The sequence below is a fragment of the uncultured Piscinibacter sp. genome, from assembly GCF_937952055.1.
In the GTDB taxonomy this organism is placed as follows: domain Bacteria; phylum Pseudomonadota; class Gammaproteobacteria; order Burkholderiales; family Burkholderiaceae_C; genus Piscinibacter.
The window spans coordinates 80,120-100,516 of sequence record NZ_CALFYO010000020.1 but is presented as its reverse complement, the minus strand read 5'-3'; the positions used below and the strand labels follow the sequence as shown (position 1 = coordinate 100,516).

20 protein-coding genes and 1 tRNA gene are annotated in these 20,397 nt (G+C 66.7%); 14 read left to right on the top strand and 7 right to left on the bottom strand.

Annotation, left to right across the window (positions count from 1 at the left end; genetic code table 11):
• Positions 1-12: 12 nt before the first annotated feature.
• From Q0599_RS11285 to Q0599_RS11275, 3 genes are read right to left on the bottom strand one after another with little or no spacing between them, the layout of a single operon-like run.
• Positions 13-513 carry a peptidylprolyl isomerase gene (locus Q0599_RS11285; RefSeq protein WP_298829492.1) on the bottom strand — a complete coding sequence of 167 codons (501 nt, stop codon included), beginning with the start codon at positions 511-513 and terminating at the stop codon, positions 13-15.
• Position 514: 1 nt separating this feature from the next.
• Complete coding sequence (locus tag Q0599_RS11280) at positions 515-1,084, bottom strand: peptidylprolyl isomerase (RefSeq protein ID WP_298829490.1); 570 nt, start codon at positions 1,082-1,084, stop codon at positions 515-517.
• 32 nt (positions 1,085-1,116) lie between these two features.
• Positions 1,117-1,632, bottom strand: a complete 516-nt coding sequence (locus Q0599_RS11275; RefSeq protein WP_298829488.1) for a tetratricopeptide repeat protein — start codon at positions 1,630-1,632, stop codon at positions 1,117-1,119.
• A 184-nt stretch (positions 1,633-1,816) separates the two neighbouring features.
• Between Q0599_RS11275 and cysS the strand changes: the two genes are divergently transcribed.
• The 8 genes from cysS to Q0599_RS11235 all read left to right on the top strand — a co-directional run bounded on the left by cysS (position 1,817) and on the right by Q0599_RS11235 (position 10,627).
• Positions 1,817-3,193, top strand: coding sequence for a cysteine--tRNA ligase (gene cysS / locus Q0599_RS11270; protein WP_298829486.1), 1,377 nt, complete (start codon positions 1,817-1,819; stop codon positions 3,191-3,193).
• 4 nt (positions 3,194-3,197) lie between these two features.
• Positions 3,198-3,848 (top strand): DNA-3-methyladenine glycosylase, encoded by a 651-nt coding sequence (locus tag Q0599_RS11265; protein ID WP_298829485.1) that lies wholly within the window; start codon positions 3,198-3,200, stop codon positions 3,846-3,848.
• Positions 3,849-3,891: 43 nt separating this feature from the next.
• Entirely contained in the window at positions 3,892-4,863 is a 972-nt protein-coding gene (locus Q0599_RS11260) for an acetyl-CoA carboxylase carboxyltransferase subunit alpha (protein WP_298829484.1), read from the top strand.
• A gap of 20 nt (positions 4,864-4,883) precedes the next feature.
• Positions 4,884-6,185, top strand: coding sequence for a tRNA lysidine(34) synthetase TilS (gene tilS, locus Q0599_RS11255; RefSeq protein ID WP_298829483.1), 1,302 nt, complete (start codon positions 4,884-4,886; stop codon positions 6,183-6,185).
• Positions 6,186-6,247: 62 nt separating this feature from the next.
• Positions 6,248-7,516: an aspartate kinase gene (locus tag Q0599_RS11250; protein WP_298829482.1), complete on the top strand. Its 1,269-nt coding sequence runs from the start codon at positions 6,248-6,250 to the stop codon at positions 7,514-7,516.
• 44 nt (positions 7,517-7,560) lie between these two features.
• Positions 7,561-7,653 (top strand) — tRNA-Ser (locus tag Q0599_RS11245).
• Between the two features lie 353 nt (positions 7,654-8,006).
• On the top strand, positions 8,007-9,479 hold the full coding sequence (locus Q0599_RS11240; protein WP_298829480.1) for a 3'-5' exonuclease: 1,473 nt from the start codon (positions 8,007-8,009) through the stop codon (positions 9,477-9,479).
• Complete coding sequence (locus Q0599_RS11235; RefSeq protein ID WP_298829479.1) at positions 9,476-10,627, top strand: AAA family ATPase; 1,152 nt, start codon at positions 9,476-9,478, stop codon at positions 10,625-10,627. The genes Q0599_RS11240 and Q0599_RS11235 overlap by 4 nt, the downstream gene beginning before the upstream one ends.
• Before the next feature lie 268 nt (positions 10,628-10,895).
• Here the strand turns inward: Q0599_RS11235 and Q0599_RS11230 are convergent, their stop codons facing one another.
• Positions 10,896-11,087: a hypothetical protein gene (locus tag Q0599_RS11230; protein ID WP_298829478.1), complete on the bottom strand. Its 192-nt coding sequence runs from the start codon at positions 11,085-11,087 to the stop codon at positions 10,896-10,898.
• A 178-nt stretch (positions 11,088-11,265) separates the two neighbouring features.
• Here Q0599_RS11230 and Q0599_RS11225 point away from each other — a divergent pair, with 178 nt between their 5' ends.
• From Q0599_RS11225 to xerC, 6 genes are all read left to right on the top strand, one after another.
• A complete protein-coding gene (locus tag Q0599_RS11225; RefSeq protein WP_298829475.1) occupies positions 11,266-12,591 on the top strand; it encodes a hypothetical protein in 1,326 nt (441 codons plus the stop codon).
• Positions 12,592-13,008: 417 nt separating this feature from the next.
• On the top strand, positions 13,009-13,218 hold the full coding sequence (locus Q0599_RS11220) for a hypothetical protein (RefSeq protein WP_298829473.1): 210 nt from the start codon (positions 13,009-13,011) through the stop codon (positions 13,216-13,218).
• Positions 13,215-13,430 carry a DUF433 domain-containing protein gene (locus Q0599_RS11215; protein ID WP_298829471.1) on the top strand — a complete coding sequence of 72 codons (216 nt, stop codon included), beginning with the start codon at positions 13,215-13,217 and terminating at the stop codon, positions 13,428-13,430. The genes Q0599_RS11220 and Q0599_RS11215 overlap by 4 nt, the downstream gene beginning before the upstream one ends.
• A 22-nt stretch (positions 13,431-13,452) precedes the next feature.
• On the top strand, positions 13,453-14,127 hold the full coding sequence (locus Q0599_RS11210; RefSeq protein WP_298829469.1) for an HAD domain-containing protein: 675 nt from the start codon (positions 13,453-13,455) through the stop codon (positions 14,125-14,127).
• Between the two features lie 198 nt (positions 14,128-14,325).
• Positions 14,326-14,532 (top strand): hypothetical protein, encoded by a 207-nt coding sequence (locus Q0599_RS11205; RefSeq protein WP_298829468.1) that lies wholly within the window; start codon positions 14,326-14,328, stop codon positions 14,530-14,532.
• A gap of 331 nt (positions 14,533-14,863) precedes the next feature.
• Positions 14,864-15,985, top strand: coding sequence for a site-specific integrase (xerC, locus tag Q0599_RS11200; protein WP_298829467.1), 1,122 nt, complete (start codon positions 14,864-14,866; stop codon positions 15,983-15,985).
• 555 nt (positions 15,986-16,540) lie between these two features.
• On the opposite strand, the gene Q0599_RS11195 is transcribed toward xerC, so the two are convergent.
• The 3 genes from Q0599_RS11195 to Q0599_RS11185 are packed head-to-tail and all read right to left on the bottom strand — an operon-like array spanning position 16,541 to position 20,062.
• On the bottom strand, positions 16,541-18,076 hold the full coding sequence (locus Q0599_RS11195) for a TniQ family protein (protein WP_298829466.1): 1,536 nt from the start codon (positions 18,074-18,076) through the stop codon (positions 16,541-16,543).
• Positions 18,077-18,122: 46 nt separating this feature from the next.
• On the bottom strand, positions 18,123-19,097 hold the full coding sequence (locus Q0599_RS11190; RefSeq protein ID WP_298829465.1) for an ATP-binding protein: 975 nt from the start codon (positions 19,095-19,097) through the stop codon (positions 18,123-18,125).
• Positions 19,094-20,062 (bottom strand): hypothetical protein, encoded by a 969-nt coding sequence (locus tag Q0599_RS11185; protein WP_298829464.1) that lies wholly within the window; start codon positions 20,060-20,062, stop codon positions 19,094-19,096. Before Q0599_RS11185 ends, Q0599_RS11190 begins: the two co-directional genes overlap by 4 nt.
• Positions 20,063-20,397: the final 335 nt, after the last annotated feature.

Genomic DNA, 20,397 nt, shown 5'->3' with positions numbered 1-20,397 from the left:
AGCGAAGCCGCCTCAGGCGAGCACGGTCGCGCGCTGGATGAGCACGTCCTCCAGCGGCACGTCGCCATGGCCGCCGCTGCGGCCTGTCTTCACCTTCTCGATGGCGTCGACCACCTCGGCGCCGGCGACGACCTTGCCGAACACCGCATATCCCCAGCCGTCCTGCGACTGCGCCTTGTTGAGGAAGCCGTTGTCGGTGGCGTTGATGAAGAACTGCGCACTGGCCGAGTGCGGCGCCGAGGTGCGTGCCATGGCGATCGTGTAGTGGTCGTTGGTCAGGCCGTTGTGCGACTCGTTCTCGATCGGCGCCCGGGTTGCCTTCTGGCGCATGCCGGGCTCGAAGCCGCCACCCTGGATCATGAAACCGGGAATGACACGGTGGAACACCGTGCCGTCGTAGTGGCCGGCCTTCACGTACTCGACGAAGTTGGCGACGGTGACCGGCGCCTTGGCATCGTCGAGCTCGATCGTGATGTCGCCCTTGCTCGTCTGCAGTTGAACTTTGGTGCTCATGTCATTTCTCCACGGTGGCCTTGTTGATGGTGACGGGCTGCAGCGGCACGTTCTGATACGGCCCCTTGTTGCCGGTGGGCACAGCGCGAATCTTGTCGACCACTTCCATGCCGGCGACGACCTTGCCGAACACCGCGTAGCCGTTGCCGTCGCGCGACTGCGCAGCGTTGAGGAAGTCGTTGTCCTGTACGTTGATGAAGAACTGCGCGGTGGCCGAGTTCGGGTCCATGGTTCGCGCCATTGCCACCGTGCCGCGCCTGTTGTCCAGGCCATTGCGGCTTTCCAGCGGAATCGGTGCGCGCGTGGCTTTCTCCTTCATCTCGGCGGTCATGCCGCCGCCCTGGATCATGAAGTTTGGGATGACGCGGTGGAAGATGGTGCCGTCGTAGTGGCCTGCCTTCACGTAGTCGATGAAGTTGGCCACCGTCTTCGGCGCCTTGGCGGCGTCGAGCTCGAGCACGATGTCGCCGGCACTGGTGGCGAGCTTGACCGTCTGCGCCTGCGCGGCGAGGTGGGTGCCCAGGGCCAACGTGGCGGCGAGCAGGGCAGGACCGATTCGGCGGAACATCATGTGGCAGATCTCCTGGGTGGGATGGTTGGATCTCAGGGCGTCGTGCGGGCCGGTGCCTGCAGCAGCTGACGCACCAGGGCGAGCTTGCCCGGCAGGCTGCGGCTGTTCGGCTCGAGAAGCAGGGCGCGACCGTAGGCGCGCATCGCCAGCATCACTTGCACGTCGCCGAGGTTTTCGTGGGCAGCGGCCAGCGAAGGATTGGCGCGCAGGGCCTGGTCGAGCGCGGCCTTGGCACCGTCGTAATCGCCTGCGGCCGCCTTCAGGGCGGCGAGGTTGTTGTAGGGTTCGGGCAGTTCGGGATAGTCCTCGACGAGCCGTTCGAAGACCGTGCGCGCCTCGGTGCTGCGCTGCGTTTCCGCGAGCATCACGCCGACGAGGAAGCGCATCGTCGCGTCCTTGGGCTGCGTGTCAAGGTACCTCTCGGCGCGCTGCAGGGCCTCGGCGGTCTGGCCGGCGGCATGCAGCCGCTGCACCTCTGCGGCCTCGTCGGCCCATGCGGCGCCGCCGGCGAACACGAGGCAGATCAGCCAGGAACGCAGGATCCTCATTCGACGATGCGGGGGCAGGGGGGGTGGGCGGACATTGCGGTTTGCCTCGACACGATCGTCCGGGCCGTCCCGCTATACTGATTCGATTCTAGTTCAGGCCCCTCGACCGGACGCGTCGTGGGGCCGTCGAGGCAGCCGCGGATGGCGCTGTCTCGAGCCCCGCGATTTCCCCGCCGATCGGCCCATGACGCTGCGCATTCACAACACCCTTTCGCGGGACATCGAGACCTTCACGCCGATCGAGCCGAACCACGTGCGCATGTACGTGTGCGGCATGACGATCTACGACCTGTGCCATGTCGGCCACGCGCGCTTCCTGCTCGTGTTCGACATGGTCTTTCGCTGGTTGCGCACGCTCGGCTACCAGGTCACCTACGTGCGCAACATCACCGACATCGACGACAAGATCATCAAGCGCGCCGTCGAGCGCGGCATCCCGATCCGCCAACTCACCGCCGAGATGACGGCGGCGATGCACGAGGACATCGGCAAGCTGGGCGTCCTGCCTCCGACGCACGAGCCGCGTGCCACCGAGTACGTGCCACAGATGCTGGAGATGATCGCCACGCTCGAAACCAAGGGCCTTGCCTACCGTGCCGGCAATGGCGACGTGAACTATTCGGTGCGCAAGTTCCCCGGCTACGGCAAGTTGTCGGGCAAGTCGATCGACCAGTTGCGCGCCGGGGAGCGCGTGGCCGTGCTCGACGGCAAGGAGGATCCGCTGGACTTCGTGCTGTGGAAATCTGCGAAGGACAGCGAACCGCAGGACGCCAAGTGGGCCAGCCCTTTCGGCAGCGGCCGTCCGGGCTGGCACATCGAGTGCTCCGCGATGGGCTGCACATTGCTCGGCGAGCACTTCGACATCCATGGCGGCGGGCTCGACCTGATCTTCCCGCACCACGAGAACGAGATCGCGCAGAGCGAGGGCGCCAACGGCACGAAGTTCGTCAACGTGTGGATGCACAACGGCTTCCTCAATGTCGACAACGTGAAGATGTCGAAGTCGCTGGGCAATTTCTTCACCATCCGCGACGTGCTCAAGCATTACGACGGCGAGACGCTGCGCTTCTTCATGCTGCGCACGCACTACCGCAGCCCGTTCAACTTCAGCGACGCGAACCTCGACGACGCGCGCAGCGCGCTGCGACGGCTGTACACCGCACTTGACGGCATCGACCCGGCGCCAGCGGCTGAAGTCGACTGGAACCAGCCGCAAGCGGCCGCCTTCCGCGCTGCGATGAACGACGACTTCAACACGCCGCTGGCCTTTGCCGTGCTGTTCGACCTGGCCGGCGATGTCAACCGCACGCGCTCGGCGCAGACGGCCGCCTTGCTCAAGGCCCTGGCCGCCACGCTGGGCATCCTGCAACAGCCGCCGCGCAGTTTCCTGCAAGCTGGCAGCGGTGTGGACGAAGAGGCCATCGCCGCGCGGATCACCGCGCGCGCGCAGGCCAAGGCGGCGCGCGACTTCGCGCTGGCCGACCGAATTCGCCAGGAACTGGCCGCCGAGGGCATCGTCCTGAAGGACACGCCGCAGGGCACCACCTGGGTGAAGGGCTGACCCCGTGGCGCCGGCCAAGGCGGGGACCACCCCCGACTACTGGGATGACGCGTGCCGCCACCTGTCGCGTCGCGACCGGGTGATGCGCAAGCTCATCCCGCAGTTCGGCGAAGGGCGTCTGCAGAGTCGCGGCGACGCCTTCACCACGCTGGCACGCTCGATCGTCGGCCAGCAGATCTCGGTGAAGGCCGCGCAGTCGGTCTGGGAACGCTTCGTCGCGCTGATGCCCGAGCCGAGCACCCGGCTCAAGCCGGCCTCGGTGCTCGAACTCGCGGTCGATGACGCGCGCGCCGCCGGTCTGTCGGCGCGCAAGGTCGAGTACCTGTTGGACCTGGCGCAGCATTTCGAATCCGGCAGCGTCCATGTCAGGCAATGGCAGCAGATGGACGACGAGGCGATCATCGAGGAACTCGTCGCCATCCGTGGCATCGGCCGCTGGACGGCCGAGATGTTCCTCATCTTCCACCTGATGCGCCCGAACGTGTTGCCGCTGGACGATCTCGGCCTGCTCAAGGGCATCAGCCTGAACTACTTCAGCGGCGAACCGGTCTCGCGCGCCGAAGCTCGAGAGGTCGGCGACGCCTGGGCGCCGTTCCGATCGGTGGCCACCTGGTACATCTGGCGTAGCCTCGACCCGCTGCCGGTAGACTACTGACCCGTCGCAGGGAACAGCCGCACGAGGCGGAGGAAACCCACCCATGAGCAAACGTCATTTCCTGGAGTTCGAGCAGCCGGTCGCTGAACTCGAGTCCAAGATCGAGGAACTTCGCTACGTGCAGAGCGAGTCGGCCGTCGACATCTCGGAAGAGATCGACCGCCTGAGCAAGAAGAGCCTGCAGCTGACCAAGGACATCTACTCCAGCCTGACACCCTGGCAGGTGACGCAGATCGCGCGCCACCCGCAGCGCCCCTACACGCTGGACTACGTGGCCGAGATCTTCACCGACTTCCAGGAACTGCACGGCGATCGCCATTTTGCCGACGACCTCTCCATCGTCGGCGGTCTGGCGCGCTTCAACGGCCAGCCCTGCATGGTGCTCGGCCACCAGAAGGGCCGCGACACGAAAGAGCGCGCTCAGCGCAACTTCGGCATGTCGCGCCCCGAGGGCTACCGCAAGGCGCTGAGGCTGATGAAGCTGGCCGAGAAGTTCGGCCTGCCGGTGTTCACCTTCGTCGACACGCCTGGCGCCTATCCGGGCATCGGCGCCGAAGAGCGGGGTCAGTCCGAGGCGATCGGGCGCAACATCTTCGAGATGGCGCAGCTCGAGGTGCCGATCATCTGCACCATCATCGGCGAGGGCGGCTCGGGCGGCGCGCTGGCCATCAGCGTGGGCGACCAGACGCTGATGCTGCAGTACTCGATCTACTCGGTGATCTCGCCCGAAGGCTGCGCGTCGATTCTGTGGAAGACCTCCGAACGTGCGTCGGATGCCGCCGAGGCGCTGGGGGTGACCGCGCATCGACTGAAGGCGCTGCAACTGGTCGACAAGATCGTCAACGAGCCGGTTGGCGGCGCGCATCGCGACCACAAGCAGATGGCCTCGTTCCTCAAGCGTGCGCTGAACGACGCATTGCGCCAGGTCAGCGACCTGAAGCCCAAGGAATTGCTGCAGCGACGCTACGAGCGGCTGCAGGCCTACGGCCGCTACACCGACAGCAAGGAGCGCTGAGGCACTCGGCCGCAGCCGCGGTGGATCGGGAACGCATCGCCGTCGCGTGGAGCGGCGGGCGAGACTCCACGGCGCTGCTGCATGCCACGCTCGTGGCGGCGCAGCCGCTGGGCCTCGAGGTGCTGGCCTTGCACGTGCATCACGGGCTGAGTCCGAATGCGGACGCCTGGTTGGCACATTGCCAGAGCCAGTGCCGACGCTGGTCCCGCCGTGGCTTCGAGGTCAGGCTGCTGGTCGCTCGCCTGCAGGGCTGCCCCGAACGAAACGAGAGCATCGAAGCCTGGGCGCGCAAGCATCGCTACCGCGCGTTGCGCCAGATGGCGATGGAGCAGGGTGCCGACACCGTGCTGCTCGCGCACCACTGCCTGGACCAGGCCGAGACCGTGCTGATCCAGGCCCTGCGTGGCGGCGGCGTCGCGGGGCTGGCCGGCATGCCGCGCGAAACCGAGCGCGACGGCATCCACTGGGTTCGACCCTGGCTCGACCAGGAACCGCAGGCGATTGCGGCCTATGTGCGCCGACATCGGCTGCGCCACATCGACGACGAGAGCAACGCTGACCCGCGCTTCACGCGCAACCGGCTGCGCCTGCAGGTATGGCCGGCCCTCGAGTCGGCCTTTCCGCACGCCATGGTGGCGCTGGCCGACACCGCGGCCTGGGCGCAGCAGGCGACGGTCTGCCTCGACGAACTGGCGGCGATCGACCTCGCCGAGATGGCCGATGTGCATGGTCTCGCCGTCGCGCGCTGGGCGGGGGCGAGCCCCGCGCGGCGAGCCAACGCGCTGCGCCATTGGCTGCGCGCGCAACTCGGGCGTCCGGCTGCTGCCAGCCTCGTCACGCGCCTCATGGAGGAGTTGCCGCATGCCGGGCAGGGCGCGTGGCCGGCCGAGGGCGGTTGGTTGCGCATCTACCGAGGGTGTCTGAGCTGGTGGCCGGACGGAGCGTCGTCGCGCTCCGAGACCGCTCGCGAGGCCAGCTTGTGTATCCGCCGTGCTGGCCGCCATGTCCTGCCGGGCTGGGGCGGCGTGCTGAGCGTGCGTCGTGTGAGGGAGGGCGGCGTGCCGCTGGCCTGGCTGGCCCGAGTCGACCTGCGCGGGCGCGCGGGCGGCGAGCAGTTCCAGGCAGGCGTGGGGCGTCCTCCGCGAAGCCTGAAGAAGCAGTACCAGGCGATGGGCGTTCCTGCCTGGGAGCGCGAAGGGCCACTTCTCTTCAGCGGCGGCCAACTCGTCTACGTGCCCGGCCTCGGCCTCGACGCCCGTGTGATCGGCCTGCCCGGACAGGCGCTGGTCGAGCTGAGCTGGGAGGGCGAACCGCCCGGATAGAATGCGCGGTTCACGAGCGCGGCGTGACCCCCTTCGAGCAATCACCGCGATCCAGTCTCTCCATGGCACTCATCGTTCACAAGTACGGCGGCACGTCGATGGGCTCGACCGAGCGCATCCGCAACGTCGCCAAGCGTGTCGCCAAGTGGGCGCGGGCAGGGCACCAGATGGTGGTCGTGCCGTCGGCCATGAGCGGCGAGACCAACCGCCTGCTGGCGCTGGCCAAGGAGCTGTCGCCCGCGGCGACCTCGCCCGAACTGCAGCGCGAACTCGACATGATCGCCTCCACCGGCGAGCAGGTTTCGGTCGGTCTGCTCGCGATTGCGTTGCAGGCCGAGGGCATGGCGGCGGTCAGCTATGCCGGATGGCAGGTGCCGATCGCCACGGACAGCGCCTACACGAAAGCGCGCATACAGAGCATCGACGACCAGCGCGTGCGCGCCGACCTCGAGGCTGGCAAGGTGGTCATCATCACCGGCTTCCAGGGTGTCGACGAGGAGGGCAACATCACCACGCTCGGCCGCGGTGGCTCCGACACCTCGGCAGTCGCCGTGGCGGCGGCACTGAAGGCCGACGAGTGCCTCATCTACACCGACGTCGACGGCGTCTACACCACCGATCCGCGCATCGTCCCCGAGGCGCGCCGGCTGCACACCATCAGCTTCGAGGAGATGCTGGAGATGGCCAGCCTCGGTTCGAAAGTGCTGCAGATCCGTTCCGTGGAGTTCGCCGGCAAGTACCGCGTGCCGATGCGCGTGCTCTCGAGCTTCACGCCCTGGGACATCGCCATCGAGGAAGAGGCCCGCTCGGGCACGCTGATTACCTTTGAGGAAGACGAGAAGATGGAACAAGCCGTCGTGTCCGGCATCGCATTCAACCGCGACGAAGCCAAGATCAGCCTGCTGGGCGTGCCCGACAAGCCCGGCATCGCCTTCCAGATCCTCGGGCCGGTGGCCGATGCCAACATCGACGTCGACGTCATCATCCAGAACGTGTCGCACGACGGCAAGACCGACTTCTCGTTCACCGTCCACCGCAACGACTACCAGCGCACACTCGACCTGCTGAAGTCGGCCGTGGTGCCGAAGACGGGCGCGGCCGAAGTGACCGGCGACCCGAAGATCTGCAAGGTCAGCATCGTCGGCATCGGCATGCGCTCGCACGTTGGCGTGGCGAGCAAGATGTTCCGCTCGCTCAGCGAGGAGGGCATCAACATCCAGATGATCACCACCAGCGAGATCAAGACCAGCGTGGTAATCGACGAGAAGTACATGGAGCTCGCCGTGCGTGCCTTGCACAAGGCGTTCGATCTCGATCAGGCCTCGGCCTGAAGTCGAGAACGGCCGCGTTCGCGGCTAGAATGCGGGACTTCGCCGGAGTCGTGACCGAGTGGCCGAAGGTGCTCCCCTGCTAAGGGAGTATGCGGGCAAAACCTGCATCGAGGGTTCGAATCCCTCCGACTCCGCCAGATGCAAGAAGAACGGGCCCCCAGGGGCCCGTTCTTGTTTGGTTCATGCGACGCCGATCACGTGGCGTGCATCACAGTCAGGTGACAACAAAGTCTGAACTTCGAAACCGTTGATTTTGAAGGACTTTTTTGGCCTCGTTTCGATTTTGCTGCGACGAGTCGACACGACAACATAGTCAAAATCTTCTGCCGCGCGTCCCAGGGCGCAACAAGTTCTGAAGATTCCGTCGTTGCCTCCTTGCAACGGCTCGTGGTCCACCTAGCTAAGTGTCGCCGCGAGTGCGCTGAAGGTCGCGCTTTATCGTGGCCGGGTCGCCGAAGCTGCCGAGGGCCTGAATGGCAGCGACGACGCTGTGCTGCGCCTGGAAAGCGAGGCCGACCTGGTGAAGGTGGTCACTGTGCACAAGTCCAAGGGCCTGGAGTACCCCCTGGTGTTCCTGCCCTTCGCGGCGCACTTCCGCGAGCTGATCACGGCTGGCGAGAGCGCAAAGGACGCCGTGTTGCTGCTGCCTTCCGGGGGCGAAACGGACGGTGGGCCCGGCGGTCAGGGTGGCCGCAGCCTGGTGCTGTCGCCGACCCCGACCCAGCTGATCGTGGCTGAGACCGAGAGGCAGCGCGAAGAGCTGCGACTGCTCTACGTCGCGCTGACCCGCGCACGGCATGCGCTGTGGGTCGGACTGTCCGGCCTGCAGGTGGGCCCCGGCAAGTCCTATGTCTGGCACCGCAGCGCCATCGGCTATCTGCTCTCGGGCGCCGCCCCGCAGCCGCCGGAGCAGCGCATCCACGGCGTGCTGGCCTTCGCCACCGCGAGCCAGGGCGTCGTTGTTGAGCAGGTGCCGGCGGCCGAGGGGCTGCCGCTGCCGTCTGTCACGGCACTGCAGCGGCGCGAAACACTGCCGGCCCTGGCGCAGCCTCCGGTCTTCACCGCGCAGTTCGACCGCGAGTGGGCCATCAGCAGCTACTCGGCGCTGGTGCGCGACGCGGCATGGGGGCCGGCCGGGTCGGGTTCGGTGCCGGCGCGCGTCGTCCGTGACGATGAACCCAGCGAAGTTGTAGCCGCTGCTGTGCCCGGCAAGCCGGGCGGCCAGGCCTGGCATCGCTTCCCCCGCGGTGCCCTGGCCGGTAACTTCTTGCACGACCAGCTGGAGTGGCTAGCGGCGGAGCGATTCGCGCTGGACGGGTCGGACGACCTGCAGCGCGCGTTAGTCAGGCGCTGTGAGCGGCAGGGTTGGGGCCATCGTGCCGACGATGTCGTGGCCTGGATGCGTCGGGTCTGTACGACCCCGCTGCCGGCGCTGGGGGTGCCGCTCGCGGCGCTGAGCACGCTCGCACCCGAGATGGAGTTCTGGTTTCCCAGCGACGGACTGCAGGCAGGCCTGATCGACAGCCTGTGCCGGCGGCACCTGCAGGCGGGCCGGCTCCGGCCCACGCTGCCCGAGCGTGAGCTCAAGGGCATGCTGATGGGTTTCGCCGATCTGGTGTTCGAGCACGAAGGCCGCTATTGGGTGCTGGACTACAAATCGAACACTTTGGGATCGCGCGATGCCGACTACACGCAGGAAGCGATGGAGGCTGCCATGCTCGAGCACCGCTACGACGTGCAGGCTGCCATCTACCTGCTGGCCCTGCACAGGCTGCTGCGTACTCGCTTGGGTGCGGCCTATGCGCCTGAGCATCACCTGGGCGGTGCGATTTACCTGTTCCTGCGCGGCGTGCACAGCCATACCGCCGGCTGCTGCCACATGGCGCCGCCGTTGGCCGTGCTGAACGAACTGGATGGGGTGCTGCCGTCCGGCGCCTGCGCGACGACGGGGGAGGCCGCATGACGCCCACCGAGATACTGCAGCGGCTCGACGGCTGGCGCGATGCCGGCTGGTTGCGCCGGCTGGACGCGGCATTCGCGCGCTTCATTCACGAACTGGATGCCGACACGCCGGCGAGCCTTCTACTGGCCGCGGCGTTGGCCGCGCACCTGGAAGGCCGTGGCCACAGCGGACTGCCGATCGCGGATGTTTTGGCTGACCCGCACGTTCTTCTGTCCTGGCCACCTGAATCGGTTGAAGAACTGCGTGCCGCACTAGGCTGTTGGCCCATAGATGCCGTGGCGCGGCATCACGAATGGCGCGACGCTGCGGCAGTCGAGCTGGAACCGGTCGACGAAACGGGCGCGTCGCCCCTGGTGGAGTCAGGCGGGTTGCTCTACCTGCGACGCTACTGGCGCTATGAATCGCGCGTGGCAGCGCAGATTCGTACACGTGCGGTTGGACTCTCCGACGAAATCAACAAGGGCGTGGCGCGCGCTCTGCTGGACCGCCTCTTTGAGCCAAGGCCGGCCACCGAGGGGCTCGATTGGCAGAAGATCGCCTGCGCTCTGGCCCTCCGTGGCCGCCTGACCTTGATAACGGGCGGTCCGGGCACCGGAAAGACGTATACGGCAGCGCGCCTGCTGGTCCTGTTGCAGACATTGCACACAGGACCGCAGCCTATGCGCGTGGCGATGGCCGCGCCCACTGGAAAGGCTGCGGCGCGGCTTCGGCAGTCCATCAGCAACGCACTTCAGGGCTTGGGCGATCCTCTCGCTGCATCGCTTGGGCTGGAACGCTGGGCCAGTTCGCTCGGTTCTGCGCGAACGCTGCACTCGCTGCTCGGTACGCAGCCCGGGACTCGACGCTTCCGACACGACGCAGAGAATCCGCTGGATGTCGACTTGCTCTTTGTCGACGAGGCCTCAATGGTTCACTTGGAGATGATGGCCCAGTTGCTGGAGGCCTTGAGTGCGACCCTCGGCCAGAGCCTGCAGAAGATTCTGAATATGCTGCTTGAACAACAAAGTCGAACTCTTCTGCTCACGCAGCAGGTTTCGATCATGTTGCGACGGAGAGGGGCCGCGGTCTCGAACTTGTTGTTCGCTGACTATCACGCCGTTCTCTCAGTGTCGTCACAAGCTCATCCCGCTGACGGCGCCCCTTACTAATCAACGACTTACGCGGGCCCACATTGGGCCTCACAAGCTAAGAGTCGCAACCCGGGCCTGATGGCAAGCTAAAGGCTGCAACGCCGTAAGTCGTTGATTTACAGAGACATTTCTGCGGCATCGTGGATGCGCTGCGCAAGTTGGGTTCTTCACGTCAACGGGCCAGGTCCAAGTGGTCGGTGCCCAGCTTGGGCACGGTGACCGCCGTCGCTGTTCAGTCCCGAAGCTGCCGCCGCCTCACGCGGCAGGTCGCTACGCTCCAAAGTGGTCAGCGGCTGGGAAGCTTGATGCCCCGCCGCTCGGCCCAGGCGCGAACGTCGAACGGCTTGACGTCGGCGAACTTGCCCGTCGGAGCCGCCTGGTCGCCCGGCGGGACGAGCAAATCGTCGTAGGCACCCTCATCGAGGTCAGCCAACAGGCGTTCCAGCTCGTCAGGGGTCAAGGGCTTGGGTTCGGCCATGGAGAGCAGTTCTAACGCCCCAGACGCCGAAGGTCAACGCGCCTGAGTCGCCGCCGGATTCCACTGGCCTTTGATGATGCTGGTGCCTGCCGGCTGATTGCGTGCGCCGCCCGGAAGCACGTTTCAGCATGCTGCCGCGCTATTCTTTTGGGCGCAAAGGACCCGAAAGCTGGAGGCCATGACCGAAAGCGTTGCTGAATCCGCCCCGCCGCAGGCGCGCGACGGCCCAAAGGCCGAGGTGCCACTCTCGCGCGAGCAGCTCTACGAGCTGGTCTGGAAAGAGCCCATGCTGCACATCGCTGAGCGGCTCGGCGTGTCCTCTAGCTACATGGCCCGGGTTTGCACTGAACTGCGGGTGCCTCGGCCTCCACGGGGCTACTGGGCGCAGCTCGAAGTCGGCAAGGCGCAGGAGCGGCCGTCATTGCCGCCGGCGCTTCCTGGGGATGTGGAATCCTGGACCCTCGGCAGCACCATCGGGACCCACCGGCCCCGTGCCGTCGCGGTCCCCGAATCCGACAAGAGCGTGCCCGGCTCGCGCCTGCGCAGAAAGCTGGTACGCGACAAGCCGCACGAGCTGGTCGCCGGCGTCCGTCCGTTCTTCCTGAAAACCCGCAGCAGCCACGAGGACGGCTTGCTGAGGCCCTTCAAGCGGATGCTGGTCGACATCGTGGTGTCCGAAGCCGCGCTGGATGGGGCCCTGGATGCGGCCAACCAGCTGTTCCAGACGCTGGAGGCCAAGGGGCATCGAGTCACCTTCGCACCCCCGAATGCGTACCAGCACATGCAACGCGCGGAGGTCGTCTCACGCGAGCCGACGCCCAAGGGCACGTACTGCGAGCGTCCATGGGTACCGGACCGGCTGACGCTGGTCTACATCGGCGCGGTGCCCATCGGGCTGACGTTGTTTGAGGTCACCGAGAACGTCGAGATGGTCTACGTCGACCGCGGCTACCTTCCGGTGCGCAGTCTGAGCCCCGCCCAGCTGCGCCGCTACAAAGAGCCGGTCCACTGGCGCACGCACCGCTATCACGCATCGGGACGCCTGTGCCTGCAGGCCTACTCGCCCCGCTCGCGGGTCCCGTGGACCCAGCAATGGCGCGAGCGTAAGCCCGGCGAGCTCGTCGGGATGATTCCCCAGGTGGTGCGTGAGCTCGAGAGTGCCGGCCCCGAACTGGCCACGCGCAACGCAGAGGCAGACAGGAAAGCGGAAGCCGAACGCATTGCCTGGGAGGCTCAATGGAAGCGGCAGCGCCAAGAGGCCGAGCGCGCCCGCCGCGCCCAGGCGCGCCAGGACGCCCGCAAGGACCTCTTGGCCGCCATTGCGGCGTGGAACGAAGCTCAGGGCATCCGCAGCTACTTTGCCGCGATGGAGGAGGCTCTTGCGGGACTGGACGAGACCGAACGGCCGTTGGTTGCCGACCGGCTGGAGAAGGCACGTGCGCTCATCGGCGAGCCCGACCCTCTGGCATTGCTGAGGCGCTGGAGAAGCCCCGAGGAGCGGTAGCGCACGGCCCCGCGGGGGTCGAACAGAGCGTGGACCTGGCGCCCTCAACACATGATGTTTAGCATTAGAAAGCGCTTCTAAGATATTGTCATGAAATAACTATATTGGTCCTCTATAGTTATTGTGCGGTCGTTTAGCTTTCCATAGACGCCAGGCAGATTCGGGCCGTAGGGGAGGGGCTATCGAGACCGATTGGTGATGCAAAAGCTGGTATTGCAGCCAGTGCTGTATGGCCGTACAGTCTCACTGCCTCGGGAGTCAGACATGCATCCATCCGTCTACCGCCAGCACTATCAGCCCAAACCCGACCGGGTGCCCAGCTGGGCGCGCCGCCTGCTGCGCTGGCTTTGAAACCCCAACACAACCCTTCCTCGTAGACCCGCCGGCAGCGGCGAGGTCTGCGGAGCCCTCGTCGCCGTGAACGCCCCGCTACTGCCCGAAATCCTCACCCGCCAAGCACCGTCGGCCCAGGCCGACCTGCCGCTGGCCTCCGAAGGTGTCCAACGCTATCTCTGGGAGGGCCGGTTCGGGCCGGTCCTCATCGAGGTCAAGGACGGATGCGTGTTCGTCAACGGACAGGTCGTCGAGCCAGCCGAGACGCGCCTTGCCGGAGGGAACGCGCCATGAACGAGCCGCCGCTGCCGGCCATCCATGCCGACCCGGGGGTCATGCGCGGCGTGCCGGTCTTCGCCGGGTCGCGTCTGCCCATCCGCACGCTGCTGGCGTGCGTCGATGCCGGCGAGGACTGGGAACGCCTGGTGAAGAGCTGGCCGTTCCTGACCCCCGCCCACATCGAGGCGGCGCGCCGCTACCTGGACGAGCACCCGGGCCGCTGGTGACCCGTCGCCCATGGAGGAACCCTTGAACACCTGGTCGGCCAACCACAGTCCAGAGCCGCTCGCGGCCCATGCACCGAGTCGCGCGCGCGGCGAGGACCTCCAGCTCAATCGGCCCGGTCTGTACGGTGGCCTGGCCCCGGACACGCTGCAGGTGGTGTACCTCGGGGTGTCGGGCGTGCTGCACCCCAGTGCGTCGCTCTACGAGTTGATTGAGGGACGCTCCCCGTGGGACGACGGCCATCGGCCCTACGAGGCGGTGCCGGTGCTGGAACGCGCGCTCCGGGCGTGGCCCCAGGCGCGCATCGTCCTGACGTCGACGCAACCTTGGGCCAAGGGGCTGCCGACCGTCCTCGAGGCGCTTGGCCCTTCGTTGGCGAGCCGGGTCCTCGGCTATACCTACGAGGACCTCACGACGCGCTTGCAGCGCGGACCGAGACAGCATCCCTTGAGCAACCAGGACTACTGGCGCCTGAACAAGTCCGACATCGTTCGGTTGCATGCGCAGTGGCTGCGGCCAGCGGCATGGCTAGCGGTGGACGACGACACCATCCTGTGGACCACGGACGAGTCCCGCCACCACCTTGTGGCCGTCGACGGCTGCAAGGGGCTTCTGGACCCGGCCGCCCAGGACCGGTTGCTGACGGTGCTGACCGGACAGTTCGGCCTTGGCAGCGGGACAGCCGACAGCCAGACGTAGTCGCCACGGGGTCCGCTGCCGCCCAGGCGCTCAAGTGCCAGCAGTCTCCCATTGCCTCCCGTACCACGCGCGCAGGCTCGCTGGGTGTGCTCTCGTCGCCGCAGCCGCTGGCGCCGAGGCTTCGTGCAGGTACGGGCGTCAACATCAGAGCGGGTCGCACTGTGCCGGCCGCTTGGCCGCGCTCTATGATGCCGCGGCATGACCATCTCGCCCCAGCATTCGCACAGCAGCCGGACGTCGACCTCTGGGTCGGACGTCGTCGCTGAACGCTTGGCGCGACTGGAGGCAGAGGTCGTCGCAGGGCTTCGCGACGCACGGAGCCTGGTGCTCATTCCCCGCGAGATGGCAGTGAAGGCAAAGCTCAGCTTCCCGAAGGACCCGTACGGCGTTCCCAAGGACTGGTAAGCGAGCCGCGTCGCGGCCGTATTTGCACGTCGCCCAGCCTGCGCGCAGGACAGCGGGAGCCCCTGGCTCGCACGAGAAACCGGGTCGCGCACATCGGGCGCAGCGCCTTGCTGAAACGACGATTCAGGCCTGAGCGCCTTGGGCCACCGTCCGGTCAGCGTAGTCAGCGCGTCCGCAAACATGCGCATATACCTACCTGTGTTTTCGCCTCGGGCATTCGACCTCGAGTCGCAGGCTTGCGCTGACGACCTCGTAGATTCCGGCGTCCATGGCATACAGAAATGGGGCGGGCATGACACAACCAGAACTGGGAGGGCCTGAAGTGGCGCGCGTGGCCGACGTGCTCTTGCGCTACGCGCACGAGTTCACCCTGGTCAAAGGCGGCCGAGACGCGGAACTCACCCGCATCAACCATTACCTCATCGGCGCCGGGCTGCCGCCCCTCGCGTGCGAGCTCAGGGACGAGGCGCTCTGTCTCGTACCCAAAGGGTCGCCGATTGGCGAGAACATGCCAACCGGCTGGCAAGAGCACCTGCGCAAGCGTCGCTATCGACGAACCCGCACCTACGAGCTGATACGCGCCATCGGCTCCACGCGATGTGCAGACCTCACGACCAGCCAGCTGCGCACGCTGGCCACGACGATGAAGGCCGAGGGCCTGAGCCCGAGCACGGTGCAAAAGGAACTGGCCCTGCTCAAGGCCGCATTCAATGTCGCCATCCGCGAGTGGCATTGGGAGGGCTATCGCAATCCCGTGGTCGGCATCGCCCTCGGTCAGTCGACTCACCGTTTCGTGCGGCTCACCCCGGACCAAGAGGAGCGCCTCGTCCAGGCCTTGACCGAGTGCGACAACCCCCAGTTCTGGCCCATGGTCGAACTGGCGCTGGTCAGCACGATGAGACGCGGTTCGCTGCTGAAACTCGAATGGGACAAGGTCAGCCTCGCGACGCGGGAGGTGCACGTCTGGGCCAAGGGGCGGGAAGTGACGCTGCCCCTGTCGCAACGCGCCGTGCAACTGCTGAGGTCGGTGCCAAGGAATGGCACGCCGTATGTGTTCTCCATGAGCAAGAACGCCGTCAAGCTCGCATGGGAGGGTGTCCGCGACAAGGCTGATTTGCACTGGCTGCGCTTCGCGGACCTGCGGCATCTGGGCGCTACGTTCTACGCTCGTGCCGGCCTGAACGCGCATGAGCTCCGGCTGGTTCTCGGGCACAAGACGACCAAGATGGCCGAGGTCTACGTGAACCTCGTGAACACGGACGTAATGGAGGCGCTGGACCACGCCGAAGGCCGGCGACCCATTGGGCGTCGCATGCCACCCAGGGAGGTCCATGCCGGACGCGAGGCCGGCGCCATCGTGGCCGAGCGCCGAACGGCCCGTCTCAATGGTGAACTGGCTCTGCCCCCCAACGTCGTCCCCCTCTTTCCGAAAGGGCGCAGTGACCGCCGATAGCGTGAGTCCCGCATCGCTCCGTGTCCCAGAGCGTTACTCCCGCCACCCCATAGCCAAGGGCGTCACGGGCTTCAACTGGCGCGTCGTAGAGGCGGTAGCGGCGCGCTGCCGATGACCTGAAACGCGGCAGGCGAGTGGGCTCGGGGTAGGCGGGCATCGCTGGCGAACCATAGGCCTGTCGGCACAGCGCGTCTCGCCAAGTTCGGCACCATGTCCTTGGCGGTCCCATGAGCTCGCGTGTTCGAACCTGGCCTGTCATGTGCGCGAGGGTTCGTCCGCCGCGCATGACCGCATTCGCATAGCCCCCATCGTCGCTCAGTCGGCCCAGCGGGCCGGCGCCACCGGGCAACGCGGCCAGGCACCGTGCCGCGAAGCCGAAGAGCGGCTCACTCCATCGCGGGTAGCGGTGCAAGCAGCCTTCTTCCAGAGGAACGCCGAACACGTCAAGGGCTTGAATCCAGTAATCGGCTAAGCGCGTACCGACACGGCTGTGAATCTCTACGATGACCTTGTTGGGCGCCAGGAACGTCCCTCCTGACCCTTCGGCAACCAACCTCAGCATGACGAGGCCGGACTGTCGGGCACGGGCTTCAGCTGCTCTGCACACACCCGCACAGAGGTGAGTCGGTATGGCGCTTCCCACCCTTGCGCCGGCAAACTGCCTCCAATGACCTGAGTCAGGGCCCAGGCCACCTGGCGCGCGTCCAGCCCTCGTGCCCGCGCAACTTCGGCCAGGGTCGCCGCACTTGCCGGACCAGGCTTCGTCGCCCCCAGTCGCTCCTGAATGAGTTCGTAGAGCCGACTCACGCTACGTGGATGCAGGGTTATCTCCTGAGACTGGTGGGTCACACTGACCACAAGCCGCATTGACACGAGCTCTGCCGCCAACCCCGGCCAGCCCAGCATCTGGTCTGCATGGTCGAGCGAGAGCATCTCGCCCAACGCCCGCTCCAACCGCAGTACGTCATCCATGTCGAAGCCGAAGTCCTTCGGCTTGTTCTCGGAGACCGCCTCCTCGGCCATGAGCGTGCGCAAGTCCGCGCGGGACAGGCCGAGCCGGTGACCGAGTTGCTGAATGTCGACGATGCACGGCAGCGAGTCGGGCTTGAAGAACTCCACCGCCGTCGGGAGCGGAACTGACTCCCGGTCCCAGCACACCATGGCTGTGACGTCCGGCGGCAGTGCGACGGCTTCGCAGGCTTCACGCAGGAGTCGAGTCCGCTCGCTCGCAGGCAGAAGCGGCGCGTAAACCCAGCGGCGCAGAGCCTCGGCGCGCAGCAGCCCCGAGTCAATCCGCGAGCCGACCAACGTCTGCCCGAGCCGGCGCAGTGCGCCCAGACGCCTCTCGACCGCAACGGCCTCAAGGTCTCCCTTGAGGCCCCAGGTCACCGGTTCCCCGGGCTTGGGTAGCGACAACAGACGCAGCAGCCCGCTCAGGTCATGGGGTTCGATGGGCAGGTTCTCGCTGGACGTGCCTAAGGCCAGCGACTTGGACGCCTGAACCCGCCGCGCGGCTTCGAGCTGGAGCTCATCGACGGGAGCCGACCTGGCACGCTCGAGCGGACGGGCGCAGCCTTCACAGTGCAGCAGCATCGGCCGGTCGAGTTTGATGAGGGCGCCACAGTCCTCGCAGTGGTCGACGAGCTGCACCCCGTGGCGCAAACATACGGGCGCCTGCACGTATTCCCAGCAAGCCAATGCGTAGCCGGTCTCGTGAAGGCACACAGGGCATACCGCCTGAACGCGCCGGGTACGGGTGTACTCCGGCCACTCGTAAGCGCCATCGACGAGACGGTCCTCGTAGCCATCCTCGACGGCTGCGCGCAGCACCTTGCGCTGCAGGTGGCCGAGCGCACCAGAGGGCTGCCGAGTGACCCGTTCCAAAGCGCGCACGCTGGCTGGGCTCAGCGCCAGTTCATGCAGGCTGCGCACAGGGGTGCCCCCCGTGCGTGCGAGGAGACCGAATATCGTCGACAGGCGCGGCACCACGTTGTGCGTGCAGTGCCATTGCACAAAACTCGCGAGGCTCTCGCCGGGCAGCAGCCCGCGGCAGCGCACGAAGGAAGAAGTGGGTTGAAGGACAGACGTCATGAGAGAACCGGCCCACGCCGTCGCGCGGGCCGCCACAGGGTCAGAGTCACTCGCGCTCGCGCAGCTTGGAGCTCAGCTGGTTGGCCAGCGCGTGCACCGTGGCGATGTCGAGCTTGAAGGGGTCGTACTTGTCACTGCGCTGGCGGCGCGGCGCCACCTCGAGCCAGGCCGCGCTGTAGTGCGCCTGACCAACGCGCTCGGCACCGTTCATCAGGCCGTGCAGGCAAGCACGCTGCACTAGGGTCACGATGCGGCCGAAGGACGCGCGGCCAGCGAGGTAGAGGCGCTTGACCATCTCCGGCGACACGAGCGACCAGCCCGGCTCGCTGGGTAGTGCCTCGTCCATTGCCTTGAGAACCGCGCGCAGGTCGTACATGTCGTCGGCCAGGTCCAGCCGCATGTCCTCCAGGAACTCGCGCCGCTCGAAGCGCATCGGCATGCCATCGGCCGCATCGAGGTATTGCTCGAGCACCATGGGCCCCATCGCGATGATGGGCTTGGGGAAGGCCGAGACCACGTCCTTCAGCGTCAGCGCCATCTGGACCTTGTCCTTGCCGTTCTTGGCCTCGAAGGCGTGGTGGGCCTCGTCCAGGGCGATGCCGCGGATAGCAGTCACGTGTGGCGCCAGGACCTTGAAGCGCGCAATCAGCTCGGCGCGGGTGCCACTGGCGGGCACCGGGTCGCCGCAGGCCTTGAGCAACTCGACCATCAGGTCCTTCGGCGTCATGGTCGCGGTCACCGAGATGCAGGGCAGCGGGTCGGGGTCGGTCTCGGACAGCCCCAGGGCCTGACGAAGCTGGGCCTTGAAGTGACGAAGCGTCGACGACTTGCCGGCACCGGACTCGCCAAAGAGCGCGAAGCCCTGGTGGCTGACGGTGTAGGGCGAGGCCCTGAAGAGGCGCATCATGGCCGCCAGGGCGACGCCATGCCGGCGCGTCACCACGAACAGCGCGCACAGGAACTGATAGACGGGCCGCAGCGAGCCGTCTGGCAGGTCGAGGCCGGAAGCGGTGTCCGTCACGGCGCCTCCCCGAAGACCATGCCCACGACGTCGTCGCCGTCGAGACCCGCCGCCGCGGCCGTCGCCTCGGCCTGTGCCTCCCGCGCTTCGGCGGCGAGGGCCTGACGGTGCAGTTCGGCCTGCATGTGGCGCAAGGTCTTCTTGGAGCTGGCCGTCGCCTCAGCGATGGCACGCTTGAGCGCTTGCTCGGCCGCGGACAGACCCGCCTTGTCGGCCGTGTTGAGCCCCATGATGCGGGCCTGCTGGCGCACGGCCACGTGGTACGAGAGCGTGCGCGGCCAGGTGAAGTCGGAGACGCAGTCCACCGACAGGATTTCCTGGGTCACCGGCTTGAGGACCTTGATGTTTTGCAGGTTCAGCGGGTTGACCTTGAAGGTCAACCGGGTCCCGGCCGGCACGCGGTTCCAGAGCGCCCCAAGCGTGTCGTTCTGGTACTGCAGACCGAGGAAGGTCAGCCCCGTCTGCCGCAGCACGGCAGTACGGGTCAAGGCGCAGGCCGCATCGAGTTCGTCCATCGACGCGGGCACCCGCACTGGCCAGTCGGCAATGCCGCTGGCATAGCGCCACGCCACGGTACCTTCCTTCCCGCGCCGCCTCGCCTGGTTGTGCACCGAGCGGATGTACTGCTCGAGCAGCAGCTCGAAGTGGTCGTCCAGGAGCGTCGCGTGCTCGCGGCCGTCGTACTGCAGGTCCGCGGTCGCCTGTCCCAGCGTGGTGCCGGGCAGCCAGTGGATGAAGCGGGTGTTGAGGGTCCCGCCGGCGCGCTCGACGGTACCCTTGTACCAAGGGCTGCGTGGTGGCGTGAAGACGAGATGGATGCCTAGCGCCGTGCACGCGTCCTGCACGCCGTGGGACGCCAGGTCCAGGCCGTTGTCAACGACCAGCGTGTCCGGAATGCCGCAGGCCAGCCAGGGGATGGCGTCAAGGGCCTTGCGCAGCGCGGTCTTGTCGAACGACTCCATCACGACTGCCCTCCCTTGCGACGCAATGGGTCGTTCGGGCTTCGACGCGGTGTGCGCGTCGGGGGTTGACCCTGCTGATGGCTCGTTGTCGACGGTAGCGCTGGGCTTGGTTCCTTCGGAGCCAAGCCCGTCTTGGACTTCTTTTCCGGTAACTGCCGAGCCATGTGCAAGTTGACCTCGCGGATATAGCGGTCAACCATGGGCTTGAGGTGTGGCTTCAGCTGCGGGAAACTGGCCCCGGCCGTTCGAGCGAGTTCGTACATGTCTCGAAAGTAGTCCGTGAGGCAGTAGCCGTTGTGCGGGTCGTCTGCACGGACTCTCGGTGCATTTGGAAAGAC